The organism is Ideonella sp. (assembly GCF_041914305.1).
Classification (GTDB): domain Bacteria; phylum Pseudomonadota; class Gammaproteobacteria; order Burkholderiales; family Burkholderiaceae_C; genus Ideonella.
Window position 1 is genome coordinate 415,057 of the sequence record NZ_JAYSDQ010000001.1, and the last position, 16,917, is coordinate 431,973.

At 64.2% G+C, this 16,917-nt stretch carries 12 protein-coding genes and 1 tRNA gene; 1 reads left to right on the forward strand and 12 read right to left on the reverse strand.

The genetic code is table 11. The features are described 5' to 3' along the window. Positions 1-181 precede the first annotated feature (181 nt). Complete coding sequence (locus ACE3SG_RS01755; RefSeq protein WP_374562206.1) at positions 182-2,701, forward strand: tetratricopeptide repeat protein; 2,520 nt, start codon at positions 182-184, stop codon at positions 2,699-2,701. Here ACE3SG_RS01755 and ACE3SG_RS01760 read toward each other — a convergent pair. The 12 genes from ACE3SG_RS01760 to ACE3SG_RS01815 form a co-directional block, all read right to left on the reverse strand. Continuing rightward, on the reverse strand, positions 2,684-3,340 hold the full coding sequence (locus ACE3SG_RS01760) for an HNH endonuclease (protein WP_374562208.1): 657 nt from the start codon (positions 3,338-3,340) through the stop codon (positions 2,684-2,686). The two genes, ACE3SG_RS01755 and ACE3SG_RS01760, sit on opposite strands and share 18 nt — an antisense overlap. Next, on the reverse strand, positions 3,333-4,661 hold the full coding sequence (locus ACE3SG_RS01765) for an AAA family ATPase (RefSeq protein ID WP_374562209.1): 1,329 nt from the start codon (positions 4,659-4,661) through the stop codon (positions 3,333-3,335). Before ACE3SG_RS01765 ends, ACE3SG_RS01760 begins: the two co-directional genes overlap by 8 nt. A gap of 753 nt (positions 4,662-5,414) precedes the next feature. Next, positions 5,415-5,828 carry a hypothetical protein gene (locus ACE3SG_RS01770; RefSeq protein WP_374562210.1) on the reverse strand — a complete coding sequence of 138 codons (414 nt, stop codon included), beginning with the start codon at positions 5,826-5,828 and terminating at the stop codon, positions 5,415-5,417. Positions 5,829-5,874: 46 nt separating this feature from the next. Then, a complete protein-coding gene (locus ACE3SG_RS01775; RefSeq protein WP_374562211.1) occupies positions 5,875-6,423 on the reverse strand; it encodes a hypothetical protein in 549 nt (182 codons plus the stop codon). Continuing rightward, a complete protein-coding gene (locus ACE3SG_RS01780) occupies positions 6,420-7,235 on the reverse strand; it encodes a TIGR04255 family protein (protein WP_374562212.1) in 816 nt (271 codons plus the stop codon). Before ACE3SG_RS01780 ends, ACE3SG_RS01775 begins: the two co-directional genes overlap by 4 nt. A gap of 195 nt (positions 7,236-7,430) precedes the next feature. Beyond that, a tRNA-Ser gene (locus tag ACE3SG_RS01785) sits at positions 7,431-7,520 on the reverse strand. Between the two features lie 41 nt (positions 7,521-7,561). Then, positions 7,562-9,793: an ATP-binding protein gene (locus ACE3SG_RS01790; protein ID WP_374562213.1), complete on the reverse strand. Its 2,232-nt coding sequence runs from the start codon at positions 9,791-9,793 to the stop codon at positions 7,562-7,564. 160 nt (positions 9,794-9,953) lie between these two features. Beyond that, positions 9,954-12,446, reverse strand: a complete 2,493-nt coding sequence (locus tag ACE3SG_RS01795; RefSeq protein WP_374562214.1) for a TonB-dependent receptor — start codon at positions 12,444-12,446, stop codon at positions 9,954-9,956. Between the two features lie 17 nt (positions 12,447-12,463). Continuing rightward, entirely contained in the window at positions 12,464-13,639 is a 1,176-nt protein-coding gene (locus ACE3SG_RS01800; RefSeq protein ID WP_374562215.1) for an SO2930 family diheme c-type cytochrome, read from the reverse strand. Between the two features lie 4 nt (positions 13,640-13,643). Then, positions 13,644-14,900, reverse strand: coding sequence for a parallel beta-helix domain-containing protein (locus ACE3SG_RS01805; protein WP_374562216.1), 1,257 nt, complete (start codon positions 14,898-14,900; stop codon positions 13,644-13,646). Positions 14,901-15,082: 182 nt separating this feature from the next. After that, positions 15,083-16,021: a hypothetical protein gene (locus ACE3SG_RS01810; RefSeq protein ID WP_374562217.1), complete on the reverse strand. Its 939-nt coding sequence runs from the start codon at positions 16,019-16,021 to the stop codon at positions 15,083-15,085. Between the two features lie 7 nt (positions 16,022-16,028). Beyond that, the gene (locus tag ACE3SG_RS01815) at positions 16,029-16,835 is read right to left on the reverse strand and encodes a hypothetical protein (RefSeq protein ID WP_374562218.1); all 807 of its coding nucleotides are present in this window, start codon (positions 16,833-16,835) and stop codon (positions 16,029-16,031) included. Between the last annotated feature and the right edge of the window lie 82 nt (positions 16,836-16,917).

A 16,917-nucleotide genomic window follows, 5' to 3' on the forward strand; every position in this document is an offset into this window, starting at 1 on the left:
TCCGGGGATCGGTGATCCGGACATGGATTCAAGTTGGACGGACGGCGTGGTGCGCGAAGGAGCGGCCTCGCAGTCGAAACGTCCAACGAAGAGCTGCCGCGACCGTTTGCCGGCGACGACCAAGCTACTAACATGCGAAGTGGGGTAGCGCGCCGCCAGCGAGGCGCCCCAGGAGAGGCTGATGGATCCGCTATCTGCAAGTGCCGTGGCCGGGGTTGCTCAGTGCGTGGCGCCAGCACTGGCAGGCACCACATGGGACTTCATTGTCGAGCAGTCGAAGTCGCTGCCGGCCGGCGTTCTTGGCAACGAGATTCACCGCCTGCTAACGAGCCATGTCTGGCCCGGGCTTCATGCGCGGTTCACTCGAGTTCAGCTGCCGCAAGACCATCCGCTGGCCCAGACCTCGAAGCTGGCCATGCGCAACGCGCTGGTGAGCTTCACCCAAGGGCTCGCGGCAAGCGTCGAACCTTCCGAAGGCCTTTTTCGCTCGATGCGCAGGTTTCTGCGATCAGGAACTCGGTTCGAGGATCCTGGTACTTCTTGGGAGCGCAACCTTCGCTCTGAATGGATCCGAGAGTTGCACCGCGTGGTGCTGAGCGACGAAGCGCTGGAAGAGTTGGAAGGTCAGGAACTTGGATCGGTCGAGGCGGCAAAGCTCTTGCGACAAACAGAGGGATCTGCGGCGCAGGACGCCCTGGCAGAGAGGGTGCGGGAATGGATTGCTTGTCACATGTCTGGCAAGGCCGGTCAACCGCCTGTTCTTGACACACTCTTGAGCGAGGGGTGGTGTCTGGAGCAAGGCGACCCAATCCGAGTGACGTTGTACGACGCTTGGCGTCGTCACTTTCGCTATCAGCTAAGCCAGAATCCACACGCTCTCTCGGACTACGTTGTCACTCACCTGGCTGAGCTCGTTCCGGAGCCTTTGAAAGCAAGACTGGAAGATGTTGGCAGCATCGAGCAATGGCTCGATGAGAAGGTGGCAGCGATCGCTCGATCGTTAGACCGAATCGAAGTCGAGGTTAAAGCTGCACACGACAGCATCAAGCATCTTGGGACGCAGCTTGAGGCTGCTAGCGCCAAGCAACTGGCGCAGTCGGCGCGCAACGAAGAGATGTTGCAGGAATTGCTTGCCGTCGCGAGACGGCACGGCCGGATAGGGGCAGGAGTCGGCCAGGTGGGACCCAGACTGGCGATTCAGTTGGCTAGGCTCATAAACGAAGACCTGCCTGACGACTTCGATCTTGCAACGCAGGAGATGACGTACACCGTCGATCGAGCTGCAGGGCTCGTCGACAAGGGAAGGGATAGGAGTGGCGGCAGCGACCGGGCTGCAGACGAGGCCTTGAAGCGCCTCGCCAACCTTGCGGGCGAGGGCGATCTCGACGCGGCAGCCGATCTGGCAAACCGGTACGTCGAAGAACTACAGCGTAGGGAGGAGGCGCAGCGTGCAGGGAGGCGTCGAATTCTTGAGGCACGCGTCACCATCGAGATTCTGAGACGTCGAGCCGACGGTGCCGTTGACGCGATCTTGAAACTCGCTCTGCTAGATGGCGGCAGTAGCGAAGCCGTTGACGAAATTCTCGAGAAACGGACTTGGGACTTTGAGGAGGATGGTGATCTCCAAGGCTCAGACATTGCGCTTCAGATTGCAATTGTCTTGGCTCGATATCGACTCGGCCGAAGTCAGCATCCGAGAGCAAGGGCCGGAGCTCTGTTTGACCTGGGCAATGCGTTAATGAAGCTCGGCTCGCGCGAATCCGATATCGCTCGCCTAGAGGAGGCCGTCCAGACGCTTCGAAGTTCGCTACGCATCGGTGCGGGCCACTTGAATCAGACTAAGCGGGCAGCCATCAAAAATAGCCTCGGACTTGCGCTCAGGACGCTGGGTGAGCGTGAATCGACCACTGACAAGCTCGAAGAGTCGGCGGTGATATTGCGTGAGGCACTCCTGATGTGGGAGGCTGAACGAATTCCGGAGGAACGGTCAATAACGCAGCAGAACCTCGGCATTTCCCTGCTAAGAATTGGGGAGCGCGAGTCGTCGATTGACAAGCTGGAAGAGGCTATTGCAGCCTTCCGAAGCGCATTGCTGTCACAGACACGTGAACGCGCGGCAATCGATTGGGCGGCAACGCAGAACAATCTGGGAATTGCGTTGCTGAGGCTGGGCGAGAACGGGCAGGGCACTGCTGATATTCAGGAGTCGGTGATCGCGTTTCGCGAAGCGTTGCAAGGATGGCGGCGAGATCGTGTGCCATTGAGGTGGGCAATGGCGCAGAGCAACCTTGGAAATGCGCTTCTTAGCCTCGGAGAACGTGAATCTGGAACATCTCTGCTTCGCGAGGCAGTAGCTTCGCATCGAAAGGCGTTGGAGGAGAGAACACGGGTGCGTACGCCCTTCCATTGGGCGGAGACGCAGAACAACCTGGGATGTTCGTTGAAGAGTCTTGGTGAGCGTGAGGGCGGCACTGCCCAGCTCGAAGAGGCCGTCGCAGCATTCCAACAGGTGTTGGAGGAATGGACGCAGGATCGAGTCCCCCTCTATTGGCAAGGCGTACATGATGAACTGCAATGCGTAGTCAAGCTGATCGCGGAGCGGCAATCTGGGGCAACTCCGCGTCTAGATAGTAGCGAAGAAGATGGCTCTGGGATTCGGACTCAGCTCAAGTTCGGGCCAGGCTCAGAACTCGAGCAATGATTCCTGGAGATCACGAATAGCCTCTGCCGTCTCGCTTGCTGATTTTGACTGAATCAATCGTTGCGCTGCCTTGCGAGCGGCGTCCTCATCGACGAACTCCCGTTGCCAGCCGAACTCTCGAAGATGCGCATTCAGGTCGCAGGCTGCGACTGTGAAGTAGCCCTTGGGTGTCTTCGGCACGTAGAACTTGTTCCTCAGGACGTCGATGTGCTCCTTGTAGACATCGAAGTGAGGATGAACGATCTTGAACGCACCGGAGCTGCGCGGATAGCGTTTCGCCGCGCCATTCTTGAGCGTGTCCACGTCCTCGTGCGCGGCTTCCTGCGCACGCTTAACCGTGTTGCATTCTGCGCAGACGGCACACAGGTTCTTGGGCTCAAACAGGAAGGTCAGGTAGAGCGATTTCGGCAACAGGTGTTCGACGTGGCAGTTACTCGACGCGGCCTTTCCCAGTACTCTCTTGCAGTATGCACACTTGCCGCGCTGTTCCAGGCGGTAGTGCTTGCGTATGAAGGATCGGATCTCGACGAGATCCTCGTCAGCCCAATTTCGATGTGTGAACGCAGGGTCCGCCAGCTTCGCTTCGACGAGTTGGTGAAGGTGTGGTGGCAGTTCTACGGGATTGGCAATGTCAGGCATTGCGCGCGCCCAATTCGAGAACGGCGGAGATTAGTTCCTTTACAGGATCGTCGTCCTGCAAGTGTCCTACGACGTTTCTGAAGACTTGGACGGCCTTCTTCGCTTCGGCATCCAGCTCGCGACCTTTGCTTAGATCTGCGAACGCTCCAAGTGCGGAGCGCAGGAGATATTCATTCTTGAAGCCAGGCGCATTAAACAGTGATGCAAGCTGGAAGTCGACGGAGCGCTTTGAGAAGGATCGCGCCGATCTCAGACGTGCATCTTCCATCGAGAGCACGAAGCAGTTGCCTTCAGGGAGTTGAGCGACGACCTGAGGCGAGTGAGTCGCGATGATGAAGTGGCAGCCCCGGTACTGGGAAAAAGCTTCAAAGAGCAGGTGAATGTAGCGCTCCTGCCATTCCGGATGCAGGCAGACCTCAGGCTCGTCGATCAGAACGACGGTCCCGTCCTGAATCTGGCTACCAATCCCAAGGAGGCTCATCACAACGGCTTGCTCGCCGGAACTTGCACTGCTGACATTGAACGGTTCATCTTGGTCCGACTTTCGGAGGGAAACGCTCGCCAACTTCAATAGTCCCGCACGTAGGAGGAGGAGCACGTCATCGTCTGGCCATCTAAACGTGGTCCCCGCGACGCCGACAGGTGTTATCGCCATGCTCAACATGCGTCGACCGCGTGTCTTCGGGTGCGTCTCCGAGAGAGCTCGAATCAGCGCTTCACGCTCCTTTTCGTTCAGAGTAGCAATAAAGCGGGCCGCTTGTCCCCATTCCAAAGTGAGGGCCGTTCGTTCACTCGAGAACAGGCGATCGATAGCGCCTGGCGGCGGAATTTGGAAGGAGACCTCGATCGATGGCTCGTATCGAAGATAGCGAAGAACGTTGGCGATCGACGACGCGGTCTCTGGTCGAAGGGTCACCGACTCAAGGAGCTTGCCAAGGATACGACCGAGATAGGCCAATCCCAAGTTGACGCTGGGCAGTCCCCGCAGGCCCAGGTAGCTATATGGGTAGCCGGGTGGTGCAGAACGCAGTAGTGGAAACTTGTCGAACGGGCTGGTTGATAGCCCGATCAGTCGCGAAGGAGGCTCTGTCCATTGCGCAGAAGAGGTCGCCTCGAAATTGCTCCGCAGTTCCTTGTCAACTATGGTTGGGATTGAGGACTGTTCAGCCAGGAACGCCATAGCGATGGCTCGAAGCAGGCGGCTCTTGCCGGTGCCGTTCTTCCCCACGATGATCGTGAAGTTGTTCGCCCCTGGGAATCTGCCATGCGCGCGGTCAACAAACTGCAACCTCTCGCGGCCGACACTGACGCTTGCAAGCATTCTTCGTTCTTTCGCCTTGTCCGCGCGTGGACATGCGGCTAGGTGCACCCGAAACGGTTCACCTGCCGAGGGCGAGCTTCTCGTGGCTTGCCCTCCTGCACTCGCGATTGTTCATCGAATAGCCCGCCCAGAATGTCAATCCAAGGCGGAAACGTTGGCGCTTTGCTGCCATACCTCAGGAGGTTGGCTTCGTCAGCACAACTCGGAGCGGCGCGTTGCCACTTGGCTACCAGCACTTCCTGAACCTCAGGCCGGGCGCGACGCACCCACAGACCCTGGTGTATCCACACCTTGGGGGAATCATGACGAAGCGACATTTCCGTGAATGAACGAAGCGTGGATGTCATGCGCCGGTCCGCGAGCAGCTCAAGCGAGCGCTCTCGTAGCCGGTCTCGAGCATAGTCAAATGCCTCCGCGCCTAGCATGGGGTCGGACAAGCACTGTGCGCGAACGCCTGCAGCCGAGTTGTGAAACATGTCTACCCATTGCTCGCCGTCCGGGAAATGCAGAACAACAACCTCGCTTTGGCCAAGTGGCCCCTGATCGATTCGACGGCTTGTGTCTACATGAGTGAACTTGCGCACGGGCGCAGAGGCCCTCAAGGATCGTCTCGAACGATGGGGGATCGAGAAGCGCCTGCCGACGGACGATTGGCATTGAGTCGGCCAGGATCCACTCCGAGCTTGGAATCTTGGCAAATCGCGTGCTGCCCATTCGACGTGGATCAGGCTGACAGGTGGTGCATGCCGCTGTTCAATCAATCAGCGTTGGGCCAGTCCAATGGGCACTGTTGATGTCCGGATCTGGCTCGAAGCGAACCGATTTCAGAATCTGCCGGATGCGCTCGTTCAGTTCTTCAAGGTTCTTGGAGTCCGGAGGTTCATCGATAGGAAGTACCACCCCGTGGACGATGCTGGCGTGGCCCAGGTACTCTTCCCTGGTGTCGATGACGTTTGATTTCTGGCCCCTAACGGCTGCGGGCGTGAGAACCGCCAAACCAAAATACCCGCTCATAGGTCGAGCCTTGTCGCGGCAGCCATCGAATCCAAGGTGTCGATGACGCATCACCGACACATCGTCTGTTCCTGGTTTTGACTTGAGCGCTGCGGTCTTGAGCTGGTGTCCGCCACCCTTGACGGCTTTGACGTGCGACGGCGTCCGAATCACTCGGACAATGTGTTCGTCGTCGTCAACGATGACAGGAAGATCGTCGTTAGGCCGGCAAGGTGGACTGGATTCCAGTGACTGCGAACTTGACGGAAGAAAACTGTTGAGCGGTTGCTCTGAGGCCGATGGCGCTCGCGACGGCGTATCCGAGTTCCTCAACAGTCGCTGCAACCAGGCAGCCCACTTCGCCATCAAATCTCGTAGCCAACCCGCCGTTCGGCTTGGCATAGAAGCCAATGCGCGTAAGTCCCACTTCGAGCGCTGCATAGCCTTGCTCCGATTCCCACTCGAGCGTAATCGTTCCGGCAGGGTTGGGTGTCACGTCGGCTACAGGGAGCGACGGAACGGCCTCCAATACACGGAGAAGCATCGTGCTGTTTTCGATCACTCGGCGCTGAATCTTCCGGGCACCGCAACCGTCCCAGTCCGTTTCAAGCTTCTCCAGCCGAGTCAATTCCTCGATGGCGCCTGTGCTCAGAGTACCAAGCCTGCGCGTGGGGGCTTGGAATTGCAAAGCGCTTGAAGGCTGTTCCCGCAGAGAAAGTGGACGTTCCCCAAGAGGACGAAGCGAAAGCGAAGCGATGGTCTGGCTCACTTGGAACTCCTCTCGACTGGCTTCATGACGCTGCTTATTTTTGTCGTGAGCTTCACAAAAATGTCATGGGCAACATCTCGACTCTTGGCGAACGCATCCATGATGCCGTCGACGCTAGGGTCGATCGGCCCGTGGCTTGTCAGCGTCAGGTCCAAGACGACGCACTCCTGATCCCGATTCGAGCCGTCCCCAACGGTCAGGGAGAACTGCCTGTTGTCTCGAAGTACACCGGTGTAGGCGGCGTTGGCCACGAGCTTCGGCTCGGAGTCGAGCCAGCCCGCAACAGCCGGCGGCAAGGACACGTCAAATCCCAAGACCTCACGCATGAAGTCATGATGGCTGCGCCCGGCAAGGAGTGCGCCACCAAAAGCGTCGATGTAGCGAATCAGTGACAACGTGAACGGCGACGCCTTGTCTTCATCGGAGCGGGCTTTGAGCAAGGCCTCCACTCCGCGTTTCACTGTCGGAGAGAACTCATTCCAGGACGTGTACGGTGGAACAGCGTTGGCCGTGAAGACGCCGGGGCCGATCTGGAATAGGTCTGACCCGTCTTGCTTCCGAAAACGAATGGCCGCTCTGGATGGATCAAGGGCAAAGCCCGCCGGGGCCAGTCGCTCAGACTGCTGGTAGCCCATTCCGAACATCTCTGCGGCGAAGCGCAGATAGAAGTCTTCGAGCCGTAGCCCGTCGACCATCGAGAACCCAAGCGGCGCGTCCATACCCGCCGCGACAAAGCTACGTCCGCCCGTTGGCTGCCATCGCAGTTCTGCGATCAGCTCAACAAGCGGTGCATTCTCGAAATGAACGGTCATCTCTGGGCTCGCGCCTGACTCTTTACATCTTAGATGGTAATCCCGACCATGCGCCTCGCCCGAGTCACTTTGCGCACTTGTTGCGCCCCAGTCGCAGGTGATCCGACGAGTCTCATCGTCGACAGCGCCATTAATGGGTTGGATGGTGGGAAGAGGTCGGGCGACCCGCCAGAACTCGCATGAAAGCTGGGTCCGTGGCGGAAGCGGTGAGATTCGAACTCACGGAGGGGATAAACCCTCGCCGGTTTTCAAGACCGGTGCCTTAAACCGCTCGGCCACGCTTCCTTGCCTTGGGGCGGACTATCGAACCCGCCCGGCGAAGGCCGCTACTGTAGCGCAGCAGTGCCCGCCACCCTGGGCAATTCGGCAAAGAAGGTGCTGCCCACGCCGGGCTGGCTTTGCACGCCGACCTGGCCGCCTTGCAGCTCGACCAGCTGTCGGGTCAGCGCCAGGCCCAGGCCGGTGCCGCCGTAGGTGGGCCGGATGCGTTGGCGCAGCTGGGCGAACTGCGAGAACAGCTTGGGCTGGTCTTCGGCCGAGATGCCGACGCCGTTGTCTTCAACTTCGAGTCGCCAGCGACCGGGCCCGCGGCCGTGGGCGCGCACCGCGATGCGGCCGCCTTCGGGCGTGAACTTCACCGCGTTGGACAGGAAGTTCAGCAGCACCTGCTTCAGCCGCGCCGGGTCCAGCCACAGGTCGGGCAGGCTCTGCAGCTCGGTGTGCAGCGTGATGTGCTTGCGATCGGCTTCGGCGCGCACCATCGCCAGCGCTTCGTCGACCAGCAGCGGCAGGTCGATCGCGGCGGGGAAGAACTCGAAGCGGCCAGCCTCGACCTTGGACAGGTCCAGCACGTCGTTGACCAGTTGCAGCAGGTGCTGCGCCCCGCCGGCGATGTGCGCGAGGTACTCGCCCTGCTTGGGGCTGCCGGGCGGCGGTGGCGACAGGCGCAGCAGGTCGGCGAACCCGATGATCGCGTTCAGCGGCGTGCGCAGCTCGTGCGACATGTTGGCGAGAAACTCGCGCTTTTGCCGGTTCGCCTCTTGCACCTGCCGGTTCTCGGCCTCCAGCGCAACGCTGTGCAGGCGCAGCTCTTCGGCGCGCTTGCGCTCGGTGATGTCGACCACCAGGCCGACGACCCGCGTGGGCTGGCCAGCGTCGTCGTGCATCGGCTGGCTGTGGCTGGACAGCCAGTGCACGCTGCCGTCGGGCCAGATGACGCGGAATTCGATGTGCAGCGGCCGGCCCTCCTGGCGCGCCTGCTGGTGCGATGCCACCACCCAGTCGACGTCCTCGGGGTGCACCGCCTGGCGAAAGTCTTCGAGCGTGAAGTGAGCCAGGCCCTGCGGATGGCCGTAGCAGCGGTCGTGCTCGCGCGAGTGGACCAGCTCGTCGGTGCGCAGGTCCAGCTTCCACACGCCCATGCGGCCGGCCTCCAGCGCGTGGCGCAGCATCGATTCGCTTTGCTGCAGCGCGGCTTCGGCTTGCGAGCGCGCGCGTTGGCGCTGTTGCAGCAGTATCTGCGCCTGGCGCAGCGCGTCGGCGAGATGGCGCGCCTCGTCCATCGGCGGCTCGGGGATCTCCACCTGCTGCCCGCTGCCGATGGCCAGCGCCGGCCCCACCAGCGCGCGAATGGGCGCGGCCACGTGCCGGCCCAGCAGCCGGGCCAGCACCAGCCCGCCGGCCAGCATCAGCATCGCCACCCCGCTGGACACGGCCAGGCGCTTGCGCAGGTCGGCGGTCAGTGCGGCCTCGGGGGCGCCGATCGTCGTCGACCAGCCGTAGCGGTTCGCTCGCGCGTGGCCGGCGAAGACCTGCACGCCCTCGCGCGAGACGGTCAGGAAACAGCTGGACTCCTGGTTCAGCACCCGTTCGAGCAGCGATGGCACCACCGGCAGGCCGACGAAGCGCTCGGGCGACAGCGTGCGCGCCATCGTCAGGCCTTTGCGGTCGAGCACGCTCGAAATCCAGCCCTCGGGCAGGTTCTGGCGGTGCAGGAACTCGGTCAGGCGCTGCAGGCCGAGGATCAAGGTGAGGCGGTAGCTCAGGCGGCCCTCGCGCATCACCGGCACGTTGACCGCCACTTGCTGGTGCTGGGTTAGCGTGCCGGTGAACAGGTCCGACACCATCGGCTTCATCGGGTCGTCGCCGGCGGGGAACACGCCGGCGCGCAGCGGCGGTAGCGCCACGCCGGCGGGGCGCAACAGGTTCAGTATCTGCCGGCCGCTGGGGTCGGTGAGCACCAGCGTCTCGCCGCCCAGGTGGGGCAGGGCCCGCTCGGCCTGCTCGCGAAACGCCAGCAGGTCGGCCGGCGACGTGGGCGAGGTCAGCAGCGGCGAGGTGGCCAGTGCCTGCAGCGCGACGACATGGCCGTCGAGCTCGGCCTCGAGCGCGTTGGCCAGCGTGCGGGCGGTGCTGCAGGCGCGCGCCTGCTCGGTGTCGCGCTCGCGCTGGTAGGTGAGCAGGCTCTGCGCCAGCAGCAACAGCCAACCCGGCACCACGCAGACCAGGACCAGTTGCTGGATGCGGGCCTGGATCGTGCGCGAGCGCCAGAGCGACATGGCGCAATGCTCGGCGCCGCGGGCAGCGCGGTCAAGCCGGCGCCGCCCAATTCAGGCGCGCGCAGCGGCGCCGCCCATCAAGTGGCGTGCGCGGATCTGGCTCTGCCAGTCCGCTGCGCGAGCCCCCTCGGGGGGCAGCCCCTGGAAGGGGCGTGGGGGCCTAGAGTTTGATCTTGACCTCGAGCTGGATGTGGCGCGGCTCGGTCAGCCCGGCGTAGTAGGGCGAGCCGACCGGTGACGACAGGTTGCTCAGGAACTGCACGTACTGCTTGTCGAACAGGTTGTTGACCACCAGCGCGACACCCCATTGCTTGGAGCCGGCCTCCCAGCCCAGGCGGGTGTCGACGCGCTGGCGTGCCTCGCCGACGCGAAAGCCCGGCGCCTTCAGGCAGCTGCCCTGCGACTCGGAATCGTCGTTGCAGCGGGTGGCGCTGAGGTACGAGCCCTGCATCGACCAGCTCAGGTTGCCGTCGCCCAGGCCCCATTGCACGTCGAAGCCGGCCGTCAGCGAGGTGCTCGGCGTGCCGTACGGCTGCCCGGTCAGGTCGTTGGCGCCAGGCGGCGGGTTACGCTGGGCCTTGTAGGTCTGGTCGATCAGCTCGGCCGAGCCGAAGAGGCGGAAGTCCTTCGACAGCTGCCACTGTGCTTCGAGGTCGGCGCCGGTGGCCTGCACGTCGCTGACCGTGACGCCGTAATAGGGGATGCTGCCGTCCACAGGGTGGAACAGCGTGATCGTCTGCAGGTTCTTGAACAGGTAATGGAACAGCGAGGCGCCGTAGCTCAGGCCGGTGCCGGCCAACCGGCCCTTCATGCCGATCTCGTAGTTGGTGACGGTCTCGGGGTCGAAGTTGCCGCCGTTGACGTCGGTGCTGACTGAGTTGAAGCCGCCGGCCTGGTAGCCCCGTGTGACCGAGCCGAAGACCATCGTGTCCTTGTCGAAGTGGTGGTCGATCACCAGGCGCGGGCTGACGTTGGTCCAGCTCGTCTTCTTGTAGACCGGCGCCGTCGCCCATTCGGCGTTGGTGAACTCGAGGTTGCTGAATTGCAGGCCTTGCGCCAGGCCGGTCAGCTGGGCCGCGGTGTCGGGGTCCAGCGCGCCGGCGGCGGCCATCTGTGCGAACAGATCGGGCAGCACGGCCAGCTGCGCATCCAGCCCCGGCGCCGAGCGCAGCGGGTTGTACCAGCTGAACTTCTTCTCGTCGCGGGTGAAGCGGATGCCGGTGGTCAGGTTGGTCTGCGCGCCCAGGTGCCAGATCGCGTCGCCGAAGAGCGCGTAGGCCTTGTAGTCGCCGGTGTTGTTCATGCCCTCTTGCCAGCGCTGGCCGAGCAGGTTGATGCCGGGCTGGCCACCGAGCAGCGCGACCTGCGACAGCGTGTGGAAGGGCGGGAACGGCGGGTCGGACAGGATCGGGGCATGGCCGAACAAGGTGTCCAGCGAGTCGGTGGTGGTGTTGATCTGGCTGGTCTGCTTGGCGTCTTCGCCCGACAGGCCCAGGCCCACCAGCCAGTCCACCGTTGCGTTGTTACCGGCCAGGCGAAACTCCTGCTGCCAACTGGTGTTCTTTTCGAAGTTGCCGGTCGACAGGCGCGACGCGATGTTGGCGGTGCCGTCGTTGTCTTGCAGGTTCTCGGTCGTGAAATGGCGCCACGCCGTCAGGCTGCTGAAGGTGCCGAAGCCGAGGTCGTGTTCGATGCGCAGCGTGAGCCCGTCGAACAGGCGGTTCTCGCGGCCGTTCTCCACGTCGTTGCGCAGCGGCTGCTTGCGCGGGTCGACGAAGCCCGAGGTGTCGATGTGGCCGTCGGCGTCTGCCGAGGGGAACACCGGCGTCACCGGCGACAGCGACCAGACCGGCCGCGGCCGCTGGTCGAGGTCTTCGTGCTCCCAGCTCAGCACCGCGCTGGTGGCGCCGGCCGGGTGCCAGCCGAGCGCGAGCCGGGCGCCCCAGGCGTTGTCCTGCCCGGCGCGCAGGCCGGTGGTTTCGTTGGTCGTCCAGCCTTCGCGGCGCTGCGTCACCGACGAGAAGCGCACGGCCCAATCGTCGCCCAGCGGCTGGTTGACCATCGCCTCGGTGTGCAGCGTGGCCTGGTTGCCCATGCGCAGCAGGCCGCTGGCGGCGAACGTGCCGGTCGGGTCGTTGGTGACGACCGAGATCGCGCCGCCCGCGCTGTTGCGGCCGAACAGCGTGCCCTGCGGGCCCTTCAACACCTCGACGCGCTTGATGTCGTTGAAGTTCAGCATCGCGCCGCCGGTCTTGCCGGTGTAGACGCCGTTCACGTAAACGCCCACCGGCGAATCGGTGCCGATGCCGAAGTCGGCGGTGCCCAGCCCGCGCAATGTGAAGTTGGGCTGGGTCGGCTCGGTGGCGTCGATCTGCAGGCCGGGCACGAAGGCCGAGACCTCGGCGATGTTGACCGAGCCGAGCTTGGCGATCTGCTCGGCACCAACCAGCTGGATCGAGATCGGCACCTGCAGCACCTCTTGCTTGCGGCCCTGCGCGGTCACCTCGACCACCGTCACCTGGTTGTCGGCCGCGTCTTTCTTCGCCGGCTCGGCCTGGGCCCACGCGAGGTGGGGCAGGCTGGCGATGGCGCCCAGCGCGGCGGCGGCCAGGGCGGTGCGGTGCAGGGGGTGGGGGGCGGGGCGTCGGGCCATGGTGTCTCCTCCAGGGTTCAAAGCTTGTTCGGGTCGGGCGGGCTGCAGCGGCCGGGCAGCGAGGCGATCCACTGCCGCACCAGGCGCAGCCCTTCTTCGTGCACGGTGTTGCGGCCCAGCTCGGGCATCATCACGCCGCCTTCGGTGCTGGCCAGGCGCCAGGCCATGATCGACGCGTCGGGTTGGCCCGGCACGATGCCGAAGAGGCGATCGCCGGTCCCCTTGCCCGCCGCCACCGGCGGCTTGCACAACCCCATCTGCCAATCGACCGGCGCGAACGCGTCCAGCCGCAGCGCGGTGTTGCTGGCCGTCGCGTTGGCCTGGTGGCAGTGCGCGCAGTTGATGTCGAGGTAGGCGCGGGCCCGCTCGTCCAGCGGCAGCCGGGTGTCGGCCCAGTTGGCCGCACGGGGCAGGGCGCCGGGGTCGTTCGGGTTCGGCACGCCGCTCAGGAAGCCGGCGCGTTGCCAGCGCACGAGCTGGTTCTCTTCGCCCTCGGCGTAGGGCAGCGTGCGGTTCAGGTGGCGGGCCTTCGGGCCGATCGGCGTGAAGACCTTGTTCTTCAGGTTCACCACGTGGCACGAGGCGCACTGGTTCTCGTTCGGCACCACGTAGGTGAAGCGCTGGTGGCGGCCGGCGTCGTCGACCAGTTCGAGCGCCTTCTGGTCGCCGGTGCGTTCGAGCACCGCGTCGGTCTGCGCGTCGTTCCAGACATAGGGCAGCGCGACCCAGCCCTCGGCGCGCCGCACCAGCAGCCGCGTCTCGATCAGCCGCACCTGCGACAGGTCGAGCCCCAGCGACGGCGAGGCGGTGGTCGCCGCGGTCGTCTGGCGCACCAGGCCCGACTCTGCCGCGGCGCCGTCGACCTTGGGGTAGTAGAAGGTCTTGCTGAGGATGGTGCCGACCGGGAAGTCGAACGCCTGCTGCTCGTGGTAGCGGGCGGCCTGGTCGGCGGGCATCCAGACCGTGCGCAGCTTGTGCGCGTGGTCGCTGAACAGCGGGGTGTTGAGGTCGTAGGGCAGCACGCCGGTGTTCAGCGTCAGGCGCTTGCCGTCGGACTCGACCACGTGCCATTCGGCCAGCGTCGCCGGCTTGCCATCGGCCACAAAGTTCACCGGCGCCGGCGCTCGCTGGCAACCGGCGAGCAGGCTCAGCAGGCCGAGGATGACCGGCAGGGGGTACAGCAACTTCGACACGCGCTCAGGTCTTCGGCGTCAGGGTCACCGGGGACAAGGGCGGCAGCTCGCAGCGCATCTCGTCGGTCACCACCCGCGGGTTCTTGTACTTGCCCGGGCCGTCGGCGTTCAGCACCTCGACCTTGCCGTTGTTCACGCACAGCCGCGCTTCGGCCACGCCACTGGCCTTGGGGTCGGCGTAGCCGTCCCACAGCACATCGGGGAAGCGTCCGTTCAAGCCGAACATCGCCGTCTTCAGCACCTTCAGGTCGACGCCGTCGGGCGAGTCGCCGCCGCCGGAAAAGCGGTTGTCGTGCACGTAGATCGATTTCGGGTAGGGGTCGTAGCCCGCTTCGACGCCTTTGTCGCTGTAGTAGCCGGTCGAGAAGTAGCTCGAGATGATGACGTTGGCGGTGCGGTTGTCGACCACGTCGTTGTCGAAGATCTCGACCTTGGTGTTCGAGTTGATGACCACGCCCGAGCCGGCCGGCACGCTGGCCACCGCCGTGCCCTTGGCACCGAAGTTGGCCAGGTTGTTCAGCTCGACCCGGTTCTTGTAGACCCGCGTCGAATGCCCCGGCTGCGACAGGTTGGGCATGTTGAACACGAGGATGCCGCCGGTGTTGCCGGTGGCCAGGTTCTCGTAGACGTCGGCGTCGATCGTGTTCTCGATCTCGATGCCCGCCACGTTCTGCTCGGCGCGGCAGCGGCGCACGATCACGTTCTTCGACTGGCCGACGTAGATGCCGGCGTCCGACGCGCCGAACGACTGCGAGTCTTCGATCAGCACGTTCTTCGTCTTGACCGGGTAGATGCCGTAGGCGCCGTTGCTGGTCTTGGGGCCATCGGTCCAGCGCACGCGCACCGAGCGGATCGTGATGTTCTCGCCGTCGTTGATCTTCAGCGCGTCGCCCTGGCTGTCTTCGAGCGTCAGGCCTTCGATCGTGAAATCGCTGGCCTGCACCAGCAGCCCTTCGGGCCCGGCGACCTGGCCGCGGAACGACAGGATGGTCTTGTCCATGCCGGCGCCACGGATGGTGACGCCATTGGCGCGCAGCGACAGCCCGCGGTCCAGGTGGTAGCTGCCGGCGGGCACCTCGACCACCGAGCCGGGCTTCGCGTCCAGCAACTGCTCTTGCAGCTTCTTCTGGAACGCGGTGTCGACGGCCAGGTCACCCGCGCGCTGCCCACCATCGGGTGGGGTCTTGCCGCAGCCGACGAAGCCGACCGCGGCCAGCACGGCCAGGGCAGCGGCACCGCGGCCCCAACGGGAGTTGCGCATGGGTGAGTCCTCGCACGATGGCAAGCGCCCGCGGTGGCCGAGCATGGCCTGCGGCGGCGTGGCGCCTGCTCTGCGAAAGAATGTAGCAAGGACTATCGTTTGCCGGGTTACGGAGTTTCCCCGGTGACGCAGATCAAGTGCGCGTCAGTGCGGGTGATCCCGCCCCGGCCGTTCGTCCGCGTTCAACGAGCCGGTGGTTCCGCCATCTCTTCGCGCAAGCGGCGAACGGGCGGCAGATAGCCCCCCAGTTCTTCGCGCGCGTCCACCAAAGCGTTGGCGCGCGCCAGCGTGGCGCTTGCCGCCTGGGGCTGCCCGGTCGCGTACAGGCCGGCCGCCTCGGCCAACAGCTTCTCGACCCGGACTGTTCCCGGCAGTCGGTCTTCCCGCACACCCTCGAGCGCTTGCAAGGTCTGGGTGAAGTCCGCCTCGCGGGCTTGGCCGGTCACGTAGTTGCGAAACCCATGGCTCCAGCTGCGTGCTTCGGCGACACGGTAGTGGTCGCGAAGGCGGGAGTCAGGGCCTTGCTCGGTGAGTGCCTTCAGCAAGGCCCGGCCTTTCGTCAGGTGGTCACCGGAGCGCCAGACCAGGAACTTGCCGGCCTCGTTGCTCGCTTCGTCATTGGAAAGCAAGGAACGAAGGTCTGCCTCGCCGGGCCTTACTTCGATCGTCAGCGTGGCGCTTTCGACAGCGATGGCGTCTGGCGACGTGCGGTAAGACGCGCGCACCCGGTAGGCCCCGGGCTGCGTGAAGGTCCAGCCCGAGGCGCCGAAGAAGATCGGCAAGGTTGCCGACACGCTCTGTCCCGGCGCGAGCCGGGTTGGGGCCGAGCTGCCGAGGGTGTCTCGCAGCGAAAGCGGCAGGTAGCCCAGCCGACGGCCCGAGGGACCGTCGACCAGCACGGACACATGGCCGTCTTCCGGGTCCAGCAGTGGAGTCACCTCTGCCGCGTCGGCACCGAGGTTGTGCAGCCGAACGGTCAGGTAGATGGGCTCGCCGAGCTCGGCGTCGGCCTGTTCGGTCTGCGCTGTCAACTGCAGCGAATGGGGGGGCTCGGCCGAGTGGGCGGTGCCGAGCGCCACCACCAGCGTGGACCACGGCGGGGCGAGGTAACGGAGGTTCATGGGTGGCTCACGGGCAAGTCTGCGAAGCCCCAGGGATGTGCGAGGGGTCGTGGTTGGCATGGATCGCACCGAAGATGCTCTTGCCGGGCCAGATGCAGGCGGTGTCGTGGTTTTGCAGGTGCTCTCTTGCAGAAAGCGCAGCAAAGCGCGGCTCATACTGGTCAATCACCGGGTACATGATGTCTGCGCGATGGCCCACCTTGAGCGAATCCTGGTGGTGCAAGTTGAACGCATGGCCGATTTCGTGGGCTGCCACCACGAGGTAGGTGCCCGGGTCGTTCACGCGCTCGATGGCCGGATAGAACAGCGCAAACGCGCGGCGGTTCTGGGTCCACATCAACCCGGCGACGCCCTTCTGGGGGAATTTCGGGTCCCTTGGGTCGGCGAGGTAGTAGGCGGAAACGACGCCGTAGAGGTGGTATTCAGGGCAGGTCGATCTGTCGCCCAACACCCAGCATGGCACATAGGTTTCATCCACGGGCAGGTGGCGATGGCCCCGTTCCAGGGCATCCAGCTCGGCGACCGTGATCGTCGGGACCGGATCGCCCCCGCCGCCGTCGCAAATGGGTGGGCACTTGTCCAGCCGCTCGACCTGGAACGGCGGGATGGCCGTCTCGTCGGGGTCGATGAGCAGGTTGATGCCCACCTCGGCGTAGATCGACGCAATCGTGACCGACTTGCCGTCGACGTCGATGCTGGCAGGCGGAAACTGGGTGCCCTTCATCTTGTCGAGTTCGACCCGCGTGGTGGCGCAGCTGGCCAGCACGAGGGTGAAAGCGGCGAGTGGGAACGCGAGCGAATGCCGCAGATGCATGGGGGCTCCTTGGCCGGGTCGGAGCCCAACTTTCCCAAAGGACTGATCCGTCCGCATCCGCAGGCTGGAGGATGGAGGGCGC